We start from the raw sequence: 17,324 nt of genomic DNA, 5'->3' as shown, positions 1-17,324 counted from the left end.
GCAATGACATTTGAAGTCTGCGCCTAGCCCTTTCCCAAGACGGATCACGTTGATCTTTCGGGGTTATGCGCAAAAACAGACGGAGGCAGATCGACCATGGCCGCTGACGCCCGCATTTCGGCAATCACCACACGTATCATCGAGCGCTCGAAGCCGACGCGCGAGCGCTATCTGGACCGCCTGCGCAATGCCGCAACGGTGGGTGCACAGCGCTCCGTGCTCGGCTGCGCCAATCTTGCGCATGGCTTCGCCATCTGTTCGCCCTCCGAGAAAGAGGCATTGGCGGGGGACCGCGTGCCCAATCTCGGGATCATCACTTCCTATAACGACATGCTCTCGGCGCATCAGCCCTTCGAAACCTATCCCGCCATCATCCGCGAGGCGGCGGCAGAGGCAGGCGGCATCGCCCAGGTTGCCGGCGGCGTGCCTGCCATGTGCGACGGCGTCACGCAGGGCCAGCCGGGCATGGAACTCTCGCTCTTCTCGCGCGACCTGATCGCCATGTCCGCCGGTGTCGGCCTGTCGCACAACATGTTCGATGCGGCCGTCTTCCTCGGCGTCTGCGACAAGATCGTACCCGGCCTCGTCATTGCCGCGCTCTCCTTCGGCCATCTGCCGGCCGTCTTCATCCCGGCCGGGCCGATGACCTCTGGCCTGGCGAACGACGAGAAATCGCGCGTGCGCCAGCTCTATGCCGAAGGCAAGGTCGGCCGCGCGGAGCTGCTGGAAGCCGAATCGAAGTCCTATCACGGCCCCGGCACCTGCACCTTCTACGGTACGGCCAATTCCAACCAGATGCTGATGGAGATCATGGGCTTCCACATGCCCGGCGCTTCCTTCGTCAATCCCGGCACGCCGCTGCGCGAAGCGCTGACCCGCGAGGCGACCAAGCGGGCGCTCGCCATTACCGCCATGGGCAACGAATTCACGCCCGCCGGCGAGATGATCGATGAACGCTCGATCGTCAACGGCGTCGTTGGCCTGCATGCGACCGGCGGCTCGACCAATCACACGATGCATCTCGTCGCCATGGCGCGCGCGGCCGGCATCGTGCTGACCTGGCAGGATATTTCCGAGCTTTCGGACATCATCCCGCTGCTCGCCCGCGTCTATCCGAACGGACTTGCAGACGTGAACCATTTCCATGCCGCCGGTGGCATGGGCTTCCTGATCAAGGAGCTCCTCAAGAAGGGGCTGCTGCACGACGATGTGCGTACCGTCGCCGGCCAGGGGCTTTCGGCCTATTCGATCGAGGTGAAAATCGGCGCCGATGGCGGCGTCGTCCGCGAACAGGCGCCGGAAAAGAGCGGCGACCCCAAGGTGTTGGCGGGCATCGATGCACCGTTCCAGACCACTGGCGGCCTGAAAATGCTGCGCGGCAATATCGGCAAGGCGGTGATCAAGATTTCTGCCGTCAAGCCGGAGCGCCATGTCATTGAGGCGCCCGCCGTGATTTTCCACGACCAGCTCGAGATCCAGCAGGCATTCAAGGACGGCAAGCTCAACCGCGATTTCGTCGCCGTCGTCCGATTCCAGGGCCCCAAGGCGAACGGCATGCCGGAGCTGCACAAGCTGACGCCGGCACTCGGCGTGCTGCAGGATCGCGGCTTCCGCGTGGCGCTGTTGACCGATGGGCGCATGTCCGGCGCGTCCGGCAAGGTACCGGCCGCCATCCACGTCACCCCGGAGGCCGTCGAGGGCGGACCGATTGCCCGCATCAAGGAAGGCGATATCATCCGCATCGACGCGATCGCCGGTACGCTGGAAGTGCTGGTCGACGCTGCCGACATGGCCGAACGCGAACCCGTCGTCGCCGACCTCTCGGCGAACGAATTCGGCATGGGCCGCGAACTCTTCGCCTCGTTCCGCCACGGCGCCGGCCCGGCCGACCAGGGCGCCAGCGTCCTGTTCCATCATTGATGGTTGCGTCGCCGGAATTCGGCAAGACGACGTCGAACATTGATCAGGGAGTGTTCGACGCCGTCTTTTCCGCATTCGCCGGAGCCTTGTCCGTCCACCCCGGCGGGAGGCCGATGCGTGCTCCTATGAAGCCCGTCACGCCCGGCGACTTCCCAAATGCTTTGCAGGCCTCATACTTGGGCGCTCGGCCGACGAGAGCCGCCAAATTCGCTCTGGAAGGGAAAGAGGGCATCGATCCGAAGGGCGTTTTGCCCTTGACCAACAACTTGCTGAAGTCGCCGCCGAATTTGGCGGCGAGACTGTAGGCATCTCCTTCCCTGGCAACCGTTCCTGAATCAAGAAACGCGTTTGCCCCACGTCCCCAGATCATCACAGCTCTCTGCACGCCCTGAGGATTAAGGGCCTCCGCCTCGAGAGAGAGACTGCCCATGCCGATCGGGATGCGGGGGATGGGCACGGGTACATTCGGCAGCAGCACGCTCTTGCCGACAGATGCGACTTTCGAAACGCCGACGGCTGTAGCGTTCGTTGCCTTGACCTGCGTGACGACGGCGCGAACAGTCAGATCCGCCTGATGGGTTAGACCGACAACGACGAATCGTTCACTCAATCCGGAACAAAGCGCCCTGTCGACGGCATTGGTGACGAGGTTGCGCTGCTCGGGCGTGAAGGCGGCGCTTTCAGCCCGCAATGAAAAAGCAGTCGGAATAATCTTCACGGTCTTCGCCGTCAGAACATCGTCCCTGCTCACCCGAAGAAGCGAGTGGGCAACCAGCCCGTCCGATCGGGTCAGGCCGTCATAAGATCGCAAGGATCCCGCGCGATCCAGGGGCGCTGCCGCGCACCCCCCCAAGAAACTTAGCAAAACAGCCATCGACCAAATATCGGACCGCCGACGCCCAGGGGTTTCGGCGGCATATGAACCGTAAGTCTCGCAATTATCGTGATTTGAGATTGCATTGGCTGGCATGGACGTATCGCTCTCCTGCGTTTGGTTAGGGCATCTCGTATCAACATTAAATATTACACTGGATGTAAAAATTAATGTTGGCTACTTTGCGGCAATCCAAAAATGGCGCGCTGGAATTATTTCACCGGGAATTGAGCAGGGTGCGGGACAAGCTGATGGTTTGAGTGGCGCTGCGACTTATGACAGTATGGAGCGATGCATGATCGCCCCTTAAAACCGGAAGGCCTGCGCGAGCAAAAGCGACGCCTGACATTTCAACGCATAGCGGAAGTCGGACTGAAATCCTTTCTAGCGAAGGGTTATCAGGAAACGACGATCGACGAGATTGCGGCCGCGGCTGGTATTTCCCGCCGGACTTTCTTCTATTACTTCAAAAGCAAGGACGACATTCTTCTGGCGCATCAGCGCGGATATATGGACGCTCTCCGGGCAAGCATCACAGAGAACGCATCAGCCGGACGACCGCTCGATGTCATTCATCAGGCAACCCTGAGACTTGTAGCACGCCTTCAGGCTGAGGCTCCTCAGCTTCTTGAGACGGCCCGGCTTCTGCGTCAAAGCGAGTCCCTGCGCGCACGCACGCGCAGCAACTACCTGCAGCTCGAACAGGTTGCCTACGAGACACTGTGCGAACTGTTTCCGACGAGGGACCGCGACGGACTACGGCTGGTTTCAATGATTGCCGTAAGCCCTCTTCGCCTCTCGGTCGACAAGTGGCTGCAGGAAGACGGCAAGCTACCGCTGATTGACTACATGGAGGATGCGCTCAAGAAGTGGCAGGCGGAAATTTGATCCGTCTCTAAATCAAAAAGATAGAGTGGGATGTCGCCCGAAAACCGCGCACAGTCTTCGGCATCCCGCTCTATCCCTTTGTTTTTACGCAATTCCGGACGAAAAACCGCTTCGCACTTTTCCTGGAATTGCTCCAGCGCGTGGATCGTCGCCCAAACCTATTCTTGGCGACGAGATTTAATCAAGCACGGATATCGAGCACGCGGTCGCGGTGCGACGGATGGGTGCTGTAGACGAAGATCTTGTTCATCTCCTTCTCCGACAGCAGGCGCAGGAAACGGACCTCGATGGTGTTGTTGGGGAAGATCTTCATCAGGATGCAACCGACCTTGGTGATGCGGGCATCGGGGATGTCGAGATAGAACTGTTTTGGCAGATTATACTGGGTGAGGATCGCCAGAATCGCGCTGCTCTGCGAGATTCGGATGATATCGCAGCGGCGTGACGCCAAGTTCATGACGCCTTTTTCGGTATATTCGATCCGTGCCGCGTTCATCGTGTCCTCCATTCTGTACCGCACCTCGCGGTCGTACATGAAGGACTCTTCCTTGTTGAGGAAATGCTGGCCTGGGTGAGCGGTGCCGGAAGCTGCCATTATCGTAAATCCCTGAAGTATATTACGAAGCTCAGGCTACCAGCGGGTATTTAACAGAAGGTTTGGAAGCGCTAGACCAAGTTGCATTTTATTGTATTTCTACACCTGGACTAGCGCTCCCGCGCTCTTGGGAGGATGCCTTATTGCTTGCGATAGGTGTGGCCGTCAGCATCGAAAAGATGCAGCTTCTGCCTATCGGCCGCAAAGCGCATCTTCTGCCCGCGCTTAACGTCTGCGATGCCGGGTATCTTGACGATGATCGGCTCACCATCCACCAGGCCCTCGATATAAAGTTGCGTGACCTCGCCGAGGGCTTCCACGATGGAGACCTCGCCTTCGAAGAGGTAGTTCTCGTCCGTCGCGATCCGCAAGTCTTCCGGGCGAACGCCGAAGCTTGCGGTTTTGCCTTGCTCGGATGCCGCCGTCGCAATGTCGAGCGTCACCGTCTTGCCGCCTGTCAGAGTCACTGTCGTCATCGCGCCGGTGCCAGTGACCTTCGACGGGATGATGTTCATGGCCGGCGAGCCGATGAACTTCGCCACGAAGAGGTTGGCCGGATGCTCATAAAGCTCTAGCGGCGCACCGACCTGCTCCACACGACCGGCCGACAACACCACGATGCGGTCCGCCAAGGTCATGGCTTCCACCTGGTCGTGGGTGACATAGATCATCGTCGTCTGGGGCATGGAATCGCTGAGCTTGGCGATCTCGATACGTGTCGCCACGCGCAACGCCGCGTCGAGGTTCGATAGCGGTTCGTCGAACAGAAAGACCTTCGGGTTGCGGCAGATGGCACGGCCGATTGCGACACGCTGGCGCTGACCGCCGGAGAGGGCCTTTGGCAGGCGCTCAAGATATTGCGTGAGCTGAAGGCTCGCGGCGGCGGCGCGAACGCGGCGGTCGATCTCCTGCTTGCTTTCCCCGGCGATGCGCATGCCGAAGGCCATGTTGTCGAAGACCGTCATATGCGGATAGAGAGCATAGGACTGGAAGACCATCGCGATGCCGCGCCTTGACGGCGGCACCTCGTTGACCTTCTGTCCCGCGATGAGCATGTCGCCGGAGGTGATGCTCTCGAGCCCGGCGATCATACGCAGCAAGGTGGATTTGCCGCATCCGGACGGGCCGACGAAGACGATGAATTCGCCCTCCTGGATATCCAGATCGATGCCATGCAGAACATGCACATTTCCGTATGATTTTCGGATGTCCTTTAGAACAAGCCCTGTCATCTATGCTCTCCTCCTCCCAAACACTCAGGCGAGACGCGCGAAGTAAGCGCCCCAGGCCGGAATATCGATCTTGTTGCCGTAGTTGTTGCTTGCAAAACCGTGACCGGCAAGAGCCTGCCAACTCCCCTCAGGCAGGGTTGCGGTCGCCTCTGTCGCGCTCATGTTGAATACGCAGAGAATAGTCTCGGTGCCGTAGTGACGCGTATAAAGCAGCACGTCCCCCTGCGGTTCGGTAAACGCAATCTCGCCCTTGGCGAAAGCCGGGTGCTGCTTGCGGAAGGCGAGGAAGCGGCGATATTGCTCCAGCACCGAACTCTCATCTCCATGCTGCACGCTGACAGCGCGCAGGATATGCTCTACCGGCACCGGAAGCCAGGGTTTCACCGTCGAGAAACCGCCTTGTGCGACCTGGCTGTCCCAGACCATCGGCGTGCGGCAGCCGTCGCGGCCCTTGAATTCCGGCCAGAATTGGATGCCGTAGGGGTCCTGCAGATCCTGATAGGCGAGATCGGCTTCCGTCAGGCCGAGCTCCTCGCCCTGGTAGAGGCAGACCGAGCCGCGCAAGGTCAGGATCAAGGCCGCATATTGCTTGGCAAGCGCATCACGATCGGCAACCAGGCTGCCCCAGCGGCTGACATGGCGCACCACGTCATGGTTTGAAAACGCCCAGCAGGCCCAGCCGTCCGGCGCGGCGGCGGCAAAATCCTTCATGACGTCTTCGACGCGTTCCGGCGACAGCGGGTCCGGCGCCAGGAATTCGAAGGCGTAGCACATATGCATCTTGTCGTCGCCGGACGTATATTCGCCGACGATCTCGAGCCCGCGCTGACTATCGCCGACTTCGCCGACGGCGGCAATCGCCGGATATTCATCCAGCACGGCGCGGAAACGCTGCAGGAACTTCAGATTCTCTGGACGGTTCTTGTCGTAGAGATGCTCCTGGAAATTATAGGGATTGACCGCCGGCGCGGTCGAAGCATTGCGGCGGGACGGCTCCAGCGCGGGATTGTCGCGCAGTTCCCGGTCGTGGAAATAGAAGTTGATGGTATCGAGGCGGAAGCCATCGACGCCACGGTCGAGCCAGAAGCGCACGACGTCCAGCAGCCGGTCCTGAACCTCGGGATTGTGCAGGTTCAGGTCGGGTTGCGAGATCAGGAAGTTGTGCATGTAATATTGCATGCGAGTCGGATCCCAGGCCCAGGCAGAACCGCCGAAGATCGAGAGCCAGTTGTTGGGCGGCGTGCCGTCCGGCTTGGCGTCGGCCCAGACATACCAGTCCGCCTTGGGATTATCCTTGCTCGAGCGGCTTTCGACAAACCAGGGATGGCGGTCGGAACTGTGTGACAGCACCAGATCGATCATCACCTTGATGCCGAGACGATGCGCTTCGGTCACCATCACATCGAAGTCGGCAAGCGTACCGAAGATCGGATCGACATCTTCATAGTTGGAGACGTCGTAGCCGAAATCACGCATGGGCGAGGTGAAGAACGGCGAAATCCAGATCGCGTCGACACCGAGGGCTGCAATATGCGGCAGGCGGACGGCGATCCCCTTGAGATCGCCGATGCCATCGCCGTTCGAGTCCTGATAAGAGCGCGGGTAGATCTGATAGATCACAGCGCCGCGCCACCAGTCCTTGTCAACAGCCGAAATCGATTGAGGGACAATGCTCATGCTAAGTGGGTCCTGTATGAATGGGATAGTCTTGGATCAGCCCCCCTTCACCGACCCGGCGAGCAGACCGCGCACGAGATAGCGCTGCAAACCGAAGAAGACGAGGAGCGGGATAAGGATGGTGACGAAGGCGGAGGCCGTCAGGATTTCCCAATTGCCGCCACGCGAGCCGAGTAGGGCGTTCAAGGCCGCCGTCAGAACCAGATGGTCCTTGTCGGTGCCGAGGAACACCATGGCGATCAGAAGGTCGTTCCAGACCCAAAGGAACTGGAAAATCGCAAAGGAGGCGAGCGCCGGGAAGGACAGCGGCAGGATGATCTTGACGAAGATGTCGAAGTCGCTGGCACCGTCGACGCGGGCGGATTCGATGATTTCCTTTGGCAGACCGGCAATGTAGTTGCGCAGCAGGTAGATCGCGAGCGGCAGGCCGAAGGCGGTATGCGCCATCCAGATGCCGGGATAGGTCTTCGACGGCACACCGAACACCTGGCCGATTTCGTTATAGATGCGCAACAGCGGGATGAGCGACATCTGCAGCGGCACGACGATGAGGCCGACGACAAGCGCGATCAGGAGCGCGCGGCCTGGGAAATCCATCCAGGCAAGTGCATAGGCCGCGAAAGCCGCGATCAGGATCGGGATGATCGTCGCCGGAATGGTGACCGTCAGCGAGTTGATGAAGGACTGGCCGATGCCTTCGCCCGTCAGAACGGTGTGATAATTCTGCAGGGTGAACTGCGGTGGGGCGGAAATGGTCAGATAAATGCGTTTGCCGCGCGTATCTGCGTCGAAAGCAGCATTTTTCTGATAGCGGTAGCTGCCATCGGCATTGACGGTCAGCGTCTCGCCATTGCCGATATCCGCAGGCGCACCGGCCTTGAAAGCGGCCGGGTCCTGCACACGCAGGCCGAAGGATTCGATCTTGCCGTTACCGCCGTTACCGTCGCCGGAGACATTCCCGGTGATCACGTAATTGGGACCATCCTGCGTCGCCTTATCGTTGCCAGCGAGGCGCACTGCCGTCGTCCGCGTCGAGCCGGCGAAGGCCGTCCACCAGCCGGAGACGACGATCTGATCCTTGTCACGCAGGGCCGTGATGAAGATACCGAGCGTCGGCAGCAGCCAGATGACGACGATGAGCACAACCGCGAAATGAACGAAGAGGCGAGCGGGGCCGATGCGGCCAAGGTTTCCGATCATCTTAGCGACCCTTCATTTCTGCGTTTGCACGACGGATGTTCCAGATCATGATCGGTGTGACGGCGACCATGATGACGAGCGCGATGACCGCGCTTCGGCCGGAATCGCCGCCGCCGCGGAACAGCCAGTTGAACATCAGATTTGCAAGGACCATCGTGTTCCACTGACCGTTGGTCATGGTGAGCACGATATCGAACACCTTGAGGACGAGGATGGTGATGGTCGTCCAGACCGTGGCGATCGTGCCCCAGACCTGCGGCACCATGATTTTCCAGAAGATTTGCCAGCCATTGGCGCCGTCGATAACGGCCGCTTCGATGGTCTCCTCCGGAATACCGCGGAGGGCGGCCGATAGGATGACCATGGCAAAGCCGGTCTGGATCCAGATGAGCATGACCATCAGGAAGAAGTTGTTCCAGAAGGGGATGGTGATCCAGACTTCCGGCGTACCGCCGAAGAGCTGCACAACCGCATTCAGCAGACCGATCTGCGTGTCGTTGCCGCCGCGATATTCGTAGATGAACTTCCAGATGACCGATGCGCCGACAAAGGAGATTGCCATCGGCATGAAGATGACCGCCTTGGCGATGTTACCCCACCAGATGCGATCGGTCATGACTGCAATGACGAGACCGAAGAAGGTGCAGGCAGCCGGCACGACGGCAAGCCAAAGGATGTTGTTGAAGATCGACTGGCGGAATTCGGTGTCGTTGAACGCCCAGACATAGTTGGCGCCGCCGACGAATTGATTGCCGTCAGGCCCGTAGAAGGACAGGATGAGCGTCGCCACCACCGGATACATCAGGTAGACGGCGAGGAGGAAAAGCGCCGGTCCAAGGAAAAGCCAGGGGCGGATCAGGCTGCGGCGACGCAGATTGACGGCGGCGCGATGAACATCGCCACCTTCTTTCGCCGGAAAAATCAGGTCCAGCAGCTTGTTGGAAAACAGAAAATAGGCGGCGCAAACGGCAACGCCGAATATCATGGCTCCAATCGCCGTCAGTATCTGCGAAATCATCCTTCCCTCCCGAATAATTGCTTGCACGAAGCGACCTGTCCGGCGTCGTCGGCACCTCCCAAGGCGTCGGCTACGACAGGGTAGAGCGGCGGCGCCGGGAGATACCGGCGACGCCATTCTGCGATGTTATGATTACTTGATGGAGTCCCAAGCCTTCTGGATTGCGTCGGCGGAGTCCTGAGCGGACTTGCCACCGACGAAGTCCACCATGCCGGTCCAGAATGCGCCTGCGCCGATCTTGCCCGGCATCAGGTCGGAACCGTCGAAGCGGAAGGTGGTGGCGGTCGTCAGAATTTCGCCTTCCTTCCTCAGGGTGTCGTTGGCATAGGCCGCCGTGTTGACGCCCTTATACGGGGTCAGGAAGCCCGACTGTGCCATCCAGACTTCTTGAGCGATCGGCGTCTGCAGGAACTCGATGAAGGCGCGAGCGGCCTTCGAGTCCTTGGTGATCGTTGCCAGCGTGCCGGCGCCGAGAACCGGCTTGCCGAGCTCCGGATGCGATGCATAGGGCGGGAAGTAGAAGAAGTCTGCATCCTGGCCGAGCTTCGTGCCCTCAGGGAAGAAGGATGGGATGAAGGATGCCTGCTTGTGCAGATAGCACTTGGGCGGAACCGTAAAGAGGCCCTTCGGGCTATCTCGGAAGTCGGTCGACGCGACCGCAGCGACACCGCCGTTGACGTATTTGGCGTTCTTGGCGAACTTGCCGAATTCATCGATGGCGTTGACGACCTTGTGGTCGTTGAATTTCAGGCTATTGTCGACCCAGCCGTCATAATCCTTCGGAGAGACGGTGCGCAGCATCAGGTCTTCGACCCAGTCGGTGGCCGGCCAGCCGGTGGCTCCGCCAGAACCGAGGCCGATGCACCAGGGAGTGCCACCATCCTTGACGATCTGGTCGGAGAGCTTGATCAGGTCTTCCATGGTGGTGGGGACCTTATAGCCGGCTTCCTCGAAATTTTCCGGCACGTACCAGACGAGCGACTTCAGGTCAGCCTTGTACGGGAAGGCGTAGAAGGCGTCCTTGCCGTCCTTGCCCTTATAGGTGCCGTAGCCAACCCAGCTATCGCCGGCGCCATAGTTGGTCTTCACCCAGTTTGCCAGATCATCGCCGAGCGGCGTCAGATAGCCCTTGCTGGCAAGGTTGGCGAGAAGGCCCGGCTGCGGCAGGATCGCAACATTCGGAGGCGAACCGGCCTGGGTGTCGATAACAATCTGCTGCTCGTAGTTTTCCGAGGACGAATACTTGGCATTAACGCCGGTCGCTTCGGTGAAATAATTCAGGACGCTCGTGAACAGCGCCTCGTCTTCGCCGCGCCATGGGCCGAAGATCGTCATCGTCTCGCCTTTCAAGTCCGCATGAGCGGCCTTGAAGTCGTCATAGCTCTTCCAGTTGAACTTGGAATCCTGACCGGGCTGGAACTTCAAATCTGCAGCCAGTGCGCTACCAGCCGCCAAGGCGGCAACGGCAACGGTCATCAAAAGCAATTTCTTCATGTGGTTGTCCTCCCAAATACAAATCCCACGAGCCCGAACACGCGGCGCGTGCTGCGCGCTCATTTCTCAAAGCGCTTTGGCTACTCACTCATTCCATTGCGGGCAGAGCAAAGTCAAGCGAATTTGTGAATTCGGCTAATATACACCCAAATCTCGCATTGCAGCATTGAATGACATCAATATTTCGCAAATTGTCTTGTTTCGCATGCACCGCCTGCTACATAGTCTAAAGCGCTTTGGAAGCCAGTCGCATGGCAGGAGGAAGCCTTTGCGCGACTGGAATGGGCAGATGGAGGAGCGGAGCCACGTGAATCTGAAGCAGCTATCGCAAATGTTAGGCCTGTCGCAGACCACGGTCAGCCGTGCTTTGAACGGATATCCGGAGGTCAATCGCGAAACCCGCGAGCGAGTGCTCAAAGCGGTGCGGGAGACAGGCTATCGTCCGAACAAGGCCGCGCAACGGCTGGCGACCGGCAAAGCCGGCTCGATTGGCCTGGTCATGCCGACGGCGCCCGGCCACCCGTCCGATCTGCATTTCGGCGAATTCCTGACCGGCCTCGGCGAAGAGGCATTGCGGCATGATTTCCATTTCGTCCTGACGCCGGCCGATCCGAACGACGAAGTCGGTGCGCTGAAGCGGCTTGCCGCCAGCGGCAATGTCGATGCCCTGTTCATCACCTATATGCGCGGCCATGATCCACGCCTCGAAATGCTGAAATCATTGTCCATACCTTTCCTGGTGCATGGACGGTCCTTTGGAACGGAGCCGGATTACCCCTATCTCGACATCGACAACGAGGCCGCCTTCTACGACGCCACAAAGCTGCTGCTGCAGCTCGGCCACAAACGTTTTGCGCTGCTGAACGGCCCGATCTATCTCGATTTCGCCATCCGGCGGAAAAAGGGCGTGGTCGCAGCCCTTGCCGAACGCGGCCTGATGCTGGACGAGGCGTATGTCAGCCATACCGCAATGACCGATGAACAGGGCCTCTATGCCATGGAGCGCATCCTGCAGCTCGACGTGCGGCCAACCGCCATCCTCTGTTCCAGCACAGTACTGGCGCTCGGCGCGGTACGCGCCATCAACCAGGCGAAACTGAAGCTCGGCGAGGATATTTCGCTGATCGCCCACGACGATGTGCTGACACTGTTGAAACCGGAGAATTTCACCGTGCCGCTGACGACCACGCGATCGTCGCTGCGCGCCGCGGGCGTGCGCGTCGCCGAGCGGCTGATCGGCGAGATCAAGCAGCTCGAGACATTTCCCGAGCAGGAGCTTTGGAAGACCGAGCTGATCGTGCGTGCCTCGACCGGCGTGGCACCGGCCGATTGATATGATTTAGGTGGTGTGATCTCAGAACCGCGGCGCTGGCTTGCCGGCAGCACGATGGGCGGCGATCACCGTATTGGCCATCAGCATGGCGATGGTCATCGGCCCGACGCCGCCCGGAACCGGGGTGATGGCAGCGGCCACTTCCGCCGCCTCGGCAAAGGCGACATCGCCGACCAGCCGGCTCTTGCCCTCGCCGCGTTCCGGTGCGGCGATGCGGTTGATGCCGACATCGATCACCGTCGCTCCCGGCTTCACCCAATCCGCCTTGACCATTTCCGGCCGGCCGACCGCCGCCACCAGAATATCGGCACTGCGGGCAACCGCCGGCAGGTCCTTGGTGCGGGAATGGGCCGTCGTCACCGTCGCATTGGCATTGAGCAGCAATTGCGCCATCGGCTTGCCGAACAGGTTCGAGCGGCCGATGACGACGGCATTCAGACCCGACAGGTCCTCGCCATGGATGCGGCGCACCAGCAGCATGGCGCCGGCCGGCGTGCAGGAGATCAGCCCGGTGGCAAGATCGCCGGTCGCCAGCTTGCCGGCATTGACCACATGCAGGCCATCGACATCCTTGTCCGGCCGGATCGACTGGATGATCGCGTCGGCATTCAGATGCTTCGGCAGCGGCAGTTGCACCAGGATGCCGTGAATGGCGGCATCCTCGTTGAGGGACTGGACAAGCTTTGCCAGCTCGTCCTGCGTCGTCTCGGCCGGCAGCGTGTGCTGGATGGAGGTAAAGCCGCATTCCTTGGCCATGCGGCCCTTGGCGCCGACATAGGTGTGGCTCGCCGGATCATCACCGACGATGACGACGGCAAGGCCGGTCTTAACACCCGTCTCTTTTTCCAGTGCTGCGGTCGCCGTCTTCACCGCATCAATTACCGAAGCAGCCACCTGCTTGCCATCGATCACAGTCGTCACGAATATCTCCCGACATAATTTCGGCGGCAATCTACAAGCCATCGGCCCGGCGGATTTGCCTGCCAACGCCCTATGGTGTCTGAAAGCGGTAATTGCAAGGAGAAATCGGCGACACGATCAGCCGCGCCCCGTCTGCCGGCGTGAAGCATAGGTCTGCACCTTCGTGCGCAATAATGCCAATTCGCGCTGGATCTGCGTCAGCTCCTCGGTAACCACTGGACGATCATTGGCGACGGGAATGGTGGCATCGAAGCGCGGTTGCGGCAGCTCGGGCATTGGTCGCCGCAGTGGGCCCGGCTCGGCGACACGGCTGAAAACCGGCTCGGGCGAAACGAAGCGCCCGGCTGTCTGATCCTCCGAAAGCGATCCGCCGCCCATCCATTTCCGCAGGAAGACCAGGCAAAGTGCTGCACCAAGGCCCATGACGAAACCCGCCGCCTGGCTACCCGCAAGATTGTCGTCGAGGGGAGCCTTGGCGGCGACGGCAGGGGCGATGACGGCGATCGGAACCTCGACTTCGGGCGGAGCCGTATCGGCGTTCTGCAGATCGGCGTCGTAGCGGCTCTGGGCGGCCGCGACATCATCCTGAAGCTGACCAAGGCGGGCCATATCGACATCGATGCTTTTCTGGCTGAGAGCGGTCATCCGCGCGGAAAGCGCCGTCCGGTTCTCAAGGGCAGCCTTCAGGACCGTATCGCTGCTGGCGATCAGTCGCTGCAGTTGATTGCGGATATCGGCGGCCAGCCCATCGACCGTCGCCTGTTGCGCCAGCAGACGGGGATGGCGCGGGCCGAGCTGCGTGGAGAGCTGGGACAGAACGACCTTGGCGGCGCTATAGCGGCTGCGCAGATCGTCGAGCCCGGCAGATGACAGGTCGCCCGACAGCGCGCCACTCGTGACGCTGGCGGGCGTGGCGGATTTGGCGGCGAAGACGCGGGCCTTTGCACTCTGCACGGCAGCCTCGGAGGCCTTCATCTCCTCATCCAACTGACGGCGCTGCCGCTGAAGATCGAGCGCAGCTTCGATCTTGCCGTCGCCATACTGCGCCTTGAAATCGGCGAGCGCGGCCTTCGCTTGATCGAGATCCTTGCGGCTCCGGTCGGCAAGCGAGCTGCTTTTGCCAGGGAGGCCAGCGCCTTGCGCAGCGGTGGCGTCATAGATCGTCGCATCGGCCAGACGATTGGCGATCTCGGCCGACTTTGCCGGATCGCTTGTGGTAACGGCAAGATGCAGGGTGCCGCTCGGCGCATCGGTGGTGACGGCGATATCCCCGCGAAGGGCTGCCTGCGCACGCGACGGCGCGTCGGACGCATTGCCGCTGCCGGAGAGCAATTCCATGGCTACGCCGAAAGCGCCGGCCCGATCACCGGTGAATTCCGGATCGCGGTCGAGCTTCAGCCGGGCGACCAGATCGGAAAGCAAGGAGGGCGCGGCGGCGCGTTTGGCGGTGACATCCAGAAGCGCCTGTCGCGCAGCCCCCTGCCCTTTTATCTGCAATACGGTGTGGGAGACATAGCGCGGCGGAGCTGCCAGCATTGTCGGGAGAAAGGCGCCCGCCAGTGCGGCGACAATAACGAAGGCAATGGAGCCGAACCCGAACACCCAGCGCCGCGGCGGCGTAGGCGTCACCGCTGAAACGGCGTGCGGTTCAACCGGAGGCGAAAGCTCGATTTCGACGACTTCGACACTGGGCGAAGCCAATGATTGATCTGCGATCGGTTCCGGCTGCCCATACATGATCGTTTCGCGGGCGACTGGATGGTCTCGCAGGATGCCGCGGATGCGGTCGGGCAACGGTTGAGCCTCTGCAGCCTCGTCCACATCAGGCTTTTTTCGCCCGGAGACCGGATAGGGATCGCCGTCCAGCATCTTTTGAATGAGGGCCAGCAACTCCGCATCGCCCGGGGTCCGGTGGCCGGCAGGCTGGGCGTTGGCGGCTATCAGATAGCCGTCTGCCCCGCGATCGAGATGGGCATGCCGACCTACGCCGCGGTAAGCTCCGAAGGCTTCCGCGTCGTCAGGAAGGTATCTCGTCCTGGCCTTGCTTTCGAACATGGCGGGTTGTCTCGCGCGCATGGTCAGTGACCGATGCCGATGGTTAACCCACTCTAAATTTTCATGGCAAAGAAAAGGTTAACGACAACCGCAATCTGGGGGCGCAATCGGGATCAGCCGGCGAGCTTATCGGGCGAAGGAAGCCGCAGCAGAGGCGCGGGCTGCGGTTCGGCGGCGCGCAGAATGCGCTCCTTGCGGCCGAATTGGTGCCGAACGACCTGGTAGAGGAAGAGCGGCACACCGAGAATATAGCGCCGCCACAGCCTGCTCGGCTCCTGAAGCAGGCGGTACATCCATTCAAAGCGCGTGGCGCGCACCAGCGCCGGCGCACGCGGCACCGTGCCGGAGACGAAATCGAACAATGCGCCGACCGTCAGCACCAGCCTTGCGTGCTGCGGTTCGATATGGTCGGCGACCCATTTTTCCTGAAGCGGCGTCCCCATGCCGACAATCAGAACGTCGATCTTCTGACGGCTGACCTCCGCCGTCACCAGATCGCTTTTCTCCTTGTCGAAAAAGCCGTCCGCAATGACGATGAATTCATGCCATGGCGCATGCTTGCGGAAATTTTCCGCGGCCTTTTCAACAACATCGCGGCGGCCACCAATCAGACCGACACGCTTCGGCCGATCCATAAAGGTCAGCAGAGCCGGCACGAAATCGGTACCGTTCAAATTGGCCGGAAAGGAAACGCCATGGGCGACCCGCGAGGCGATATCCAGGCCGACGCCATCGGGCAGGACAAGATTTTGCGCCAGCACATCGCGATACCTGCCGTCACGCAGCATCATCAGCATATTATGGGCGTTGACGAAGGAGATGACCGTCTGGCCGACCGGGAGGGACGCCAGCTCGTTGATGAAGTTCAGCGCGTCTTCCCAATCGAGGTCGCAGACCGGCAAGTCGAAAATCATTCGACGCGACGTGAGCACGGCAAAATTTGCGACTAGATTCACCCTAGACCTCCTGCCGCAGACGCCTTCATACGCGCGTCGCCGGCAAACTTCTCGACGCAAATCCTCCACCGTCTGTCCGTTCGGTGACATCGGACGCATCGCTGAGGATGCTTATAGCAAGGCGATCCCAAGCTTCCGTTAGGAAAATCGATTGGAATTGCGAAAGAAAAACAGGGATTTGTTAACGCTGTTTCGGGCGACAAACGCAGCAGGCCGCTCCATAAGGGGAGCGGCCATCACCGGTCTCAGCAGGTCTAATGTGCCGGCTTCGGCTCCGCGTCGGGCGCTGCATCGCCCTGGACGATCTTTACCGGCTTGACGGTTCTCTTGCCGCCGCCATCGCCATTGTTGATCTCATCCTTGGAGAGATAGTCGAGCTGTTCGACCAGAACGTCGGCGACATAGTCGCCGCCGAGGCGTTCGTTCATGTTCTTCTTGATATCGCTGCGGAAACTGGCGACATCGAAGCTCCCGGTATGGCTGATGTCGATCGCCTTATTGCCCACCAGCAGCGAATAGAGCTCGTCCGTCGTCAATTCCGTCAGCGGCGTCTGGAGCTGGTTCGCCTTGCCCTTCTCCATCATGAAGGAAATGCGGGTGATGAAATAGCCGTTCACCTGACCGTTGGCGATGACGGGCACGTTGATCGATTCGCCCTTGACGAACTCCTGCTGCGCCTTTTTGGCGTCGTCAGGATTGATCGCGGGCGCCGTCGCCATCTGCACCGAAAAATAGACCGAAGCCAGCGTTACGGCGCAGACCCAGAGGCCGGTGAGGACGAGCTTGATCATCCGGCCTCACGGACGCGGAACTGCTCCTGCGAATAAGTGCCGTCCGCATCGGCGTTCTGCACCGCATTCTTCAAGATATCGGCGACGGCACGCACGGCCTCGAGATGAGCTTCGACGCGCCGTGCGTTCAAGATCAGCTTCTTCTTCAGCCCGTGCAACTGCTCGATATGGGAGATGGCAAGCTCGGCCGGATTGGTATCGCGAAACAGCATCGACAATTCGTAGAGGCAACGGCTCTTATGCGCATTCGATACTTTGAGATCGAATTCCGGATCTTTGCCGATGCGGTTGTTCTCGTTATCGATGATCATTTCCAGGCGGCCAAGGACCGACTTTATCCGGTAGTCATTCGAAATTACTTCCATGTCCT

Annotated in this window: 16 protein-coding genes; 4 read left to right on the top strand and 12 right to left on the bottom strand. The window is 60.3% G+C overall.

Going from position 1 to position 17,324, the window contains the following annotated elements; all coding sequences use genetic code 11:
* Positions 1–96: 96 nt before the first annotated feature.
* Positions 97–1,920, top strand: a complete 1,824-nt coding sequence (edd, locus tag QA648_RS01435) for a phosphogluconate dehydratase (RefSeq protein ID WP_283049167.1) — start codon at positions 97–99, stop codon at positions 1,918–1,920.
* A gap of 43 nt (positions 1,921–1,963) precedes the next feature.
* On the opposite strand, the gene QA648_RS01430 is transcribed toward edd, so the two are convergent.
* Positions 1,964–2,794 (bottom strand): DUF3313 domain-containing protein, encoded by an 831-nt coding sequence (locus tag QA648_RS01430; protein ID WP_283049165.1) that lies wholly within the window; start codon positions 2,792–2,794, stop codon positions 1,964–1,966.
* Between the two features lie 85 nt (positions 2,795–2,879).
* Between QA648_RS01430 and QA648_RS01425 the strand changes: the two genes are divergently transcribed.
* Entirely contained in the window at positions 2,880–3,104 is a 225-nt protein-coding gene (locus QA648_RS01425) for a hypothetical protein (protein WP_158704417.1), read from the top strand.
* Positions 3,086–3,682, top strand: a complete 597-nt coding sequence (locus tag QA648_RS01420) for a TetR/AcrR family transcriptional regulator (protein ID WP_104822037.1) — start codon at positions 3,086–3,088, stop codon at positions 3,680–3,682. The genes QA648_RS01425 and QA648_RS01420 overlap by 19 nt, the downstream gene beginning before the upstream one ends.
* 181 nt (positions 3,683–3,863) lie before the next feature.
* Here QA648_RS01420 and QA648_RS01415 read toward each other — a convergent pair whose 3' ends face one another.
* The 6 genes from QA648_RS01415 to QA648_RS01390 all read right to left on the bottom strand — a co-directional run bounded on the left by QA648_RS01415 (position 3,864) and on the right by QA648_RS01390 (position 10,898).
* A complete protein-coding gene (locus QA648_RS01415) occupies positions 3,864–4,277 on the bottom strand; it encodes a hypothetical protein (protein ID WP_199773516.1) in 414 nt (137 codons plus the stop codon).
* 140 nt (positions 4,278–4,417) lie between these two features.
* Positions 4,418–5,509, bottom strand: coding sequence for a sn-glycerol-3-phosphate ABC transporter ATP-binding protein UgpC (gene ugpC, locus QA648_RS01410; protein ID WP_104822036.1), 1,092 nt, complete (start codon positions 5,507–5,509; stop codon positions 4,418–4,420).
* Between the two features lie 24 nt (positions 5,510–5,533).
* Positions 5,534–7,186, bottom strand: coding sequence for an alpha-glucosidase (locus tag QA648_RS01405; RefSeq protein WP_283049160.1), 1,653 nt, complete (start codon positions 7,184–7,186; stop codon positions 5,534–5,536).
* 36 nt (positions 7,187–7,222) lie between these two features.
* Positions 7,223–8,386, bottom strand: coding sequence for a carbohydrate ABC transporter permease (locus tag QA648_RS01400; RefSeq protein WP_283049158.1), 1,164 nt, complete (start codon positions 8,384–8,386; stop codon positions 7,223–7,225).
* A gap of 1 nt (position 8,387) precedes the next feature.
* A complete protein-coding gene (locus QA648_RS01395) occupies positions 8,388–9,404 on the bottom strand; it encodes a sugar ABC transporter permease (protein WP_104822033.1) in 1,017 nt (338 codons plus the stop codon).
* A 132-nt stretch (positions 9,405–9,536) separates the two neighbouring features.
* A complete protein-coding gene (locus QA648_RS01390) occupies positions 9,537–10,898 on the bottom strand; it encodes an ABC transporter substrate-binding protein (RefSeq protein WP_283049155.1) in 1,362 nt (453 codons plus the stop codon).
* 307 nt (positions 10,899–11,205) lie between these two features.
* Between QA648_RS01390 and QA648_RS01385 the strand changes: the two genes are divergently transcribed.
* Entirely contained in the window at positions 11,206–12,231 is a 1,026-nt protein-coding gene (locus QA648_RS01385; RefSeq protein WP_283051441.1) for a substrate-binding domain-containing protein, read from the top strand.
* 21 nt (positions 12,232–12,252) lie between these two features.
* Here the strand turns inward: QA648_RS01385 and folD are convergent, their stop codons facing one another.
* The 5 genes from folD to QA648_RS01360 form a co-directional block, all read right to left on the bottom strand.
* A complete protein-coding gene (gene folD, locus QA648_RS01380) occupies positions 12,253–13,152 on the bottom strand; it encodes a bifunctional methylenetetrahydrofolate dehydrogenase/methenyltetrahydrofolate cyclohydrolase FolD (RefSeq protein ID WP_283049153.1) in 900 nt (299 codons plus the stop codon).
* A gap of 117 nt (positions 13,153–13,269) precedes the next feature.
* A complete protein-coding gene (locus QA648_RS01375) occupies positions 13,270–15,207 on the bottom strand; it encodes a succinoglycan biosynthesis protein exop (protein ID WP_283049152.1) in 1,938 nt (645 codons plus the stop codon).
* A gap of 113 nt (positions 15,208–15,320) precedes the next feature.
* On the bottom strand, positions 15,321–16,163 hold the full coding sequence (locus tag QA648_RS01370; RefSeq protein ID WP_283049150.1) for a WecB/TagA/CpsF family glycosyltransferase: 843 nt from the start codon (positions 16,161–16,163) through the stop codon (positions 15,321–15,323).
* Positions 16,164–16,417: 254 nt separating this feature from the next.
* Entirely contained in the window at positions 16,418–16,954 is a 537-nt protein-coding gene (locus QA648_RS01365; protein ID WP_283049148.1) for a hypothetical protein, read from the bottom strand.
* The gene (locus QA648_RS01360; protein ID WP_104822027.1) at positions 16,951–17,319 is read right to left on the bottom strand and encodes a hypothetical protein; all 369 of its coding nucleotides are present in this window, start codon (positions 17,317–17,319) and stop codon (positions 16,951–16,953) included. Before QA648_RS01360 ends, QA648_RS01365 begins: the two co-directional genes overlap by 4 nt.
* Between the last annotated feature and the right edge of the window lie 5 nt (positions 17,320–17,324).

It is taken from the genome of Rhizobium sp. CB3171 (assembly GCF_029714265.1).
Taxonomy (GTDB): domain Bacteria; phylum Pseudomonadota; class Alphaproteobacteria; order Rhizobiales; family Rhizobiaceae; genus Rhizobium.
The sequence above is the reverse complement of the archived record's forward strand: the minus strand, read 5'-3'. Positions and strand labels throughout refer to the sequence as shown.

Coding starts and splice junctions, on each gene's coding strand:
- edd (WP_283049167.1), top strand. CDS start 97: ATGGCCGCTGACGCCCGCATTTCGGCAATCACCACACGTATCATCGAG.
- QA648_RS01430 (WP_283049165.1), bottom strand. CDS start 2,794: ATGGCTGTTTTGCTAAGTTTCTTGGGGGGGTGCGCGGCAGCGCCCCTG.
- QA648_RS01420 (WP_104822037.1), top strand. CDS start 3,086: ATGCATGATCGCCCCTTAAAACCGGAAGGCCTGCGCGAGCAAAAGCGA.
- QA648_RS01415 (WP_199773516.1), bottom strand. CDS start 4,277: ATGGCAGCTTCCGGCACCGCTCACCCAGGCCAGCATTTCCTCAACAAG.
- ugpC (WP_104822036.1), bottom strand. CDS start 5,509: ATGACAGGGCTTGTTCTAAAGGACATCCGAAAATCATACGGAAATGTG.
- QA648_RS01405 (WP_283049160.1), bottom strand. CDS start 7,186: ATGAGCATTGTCCCTCAATCGATTTCGGCTGTTGACAAGGACTGGTGG.
- QA648_RS01400 (WP_283049158.1), bottom strand. CDS start 8,386: ATGATCGGAAACCTTGGCCGCATCGGCCCCGCTCGCCTCTTCGTTCAT.
- QA648_RS01395 (WP_104822033.1), bottom strand. CDS start 9,404: ATGATTTCGCAGATACTGACGGCGATTGGAGCCATGATATTCGGCGTT.
- QA648_RS01390 (WP_283049155.1), bottom strand. CDS start 10,898: ATGAAGAAATTGCTTTTGATGACCGTTGCCGTTGCCGCCTTGGCGGCT.
- QA648_RS01375 (WP_283049152.1), bottom strand. CDS start 15,207: ATGTTCGAAAGCAAGGCCAGGACGAGATACCTTCCTGACGACGCGGAA.
- QA648_RS01365 (WP_283049148.1), bottom strand. CDS start 16,954: ATGATCAAGCTCGTCCTCACCGGCCTCTGGGTCTGCGCCGTAACGCTG.
- QA648_RS01360 (WP_104822027.1), bottom strand. CDS start 17,319: ATGGAAGTAATTTCGAATGACTACCGGATAAAGTCGGTCCTTGGCCGC.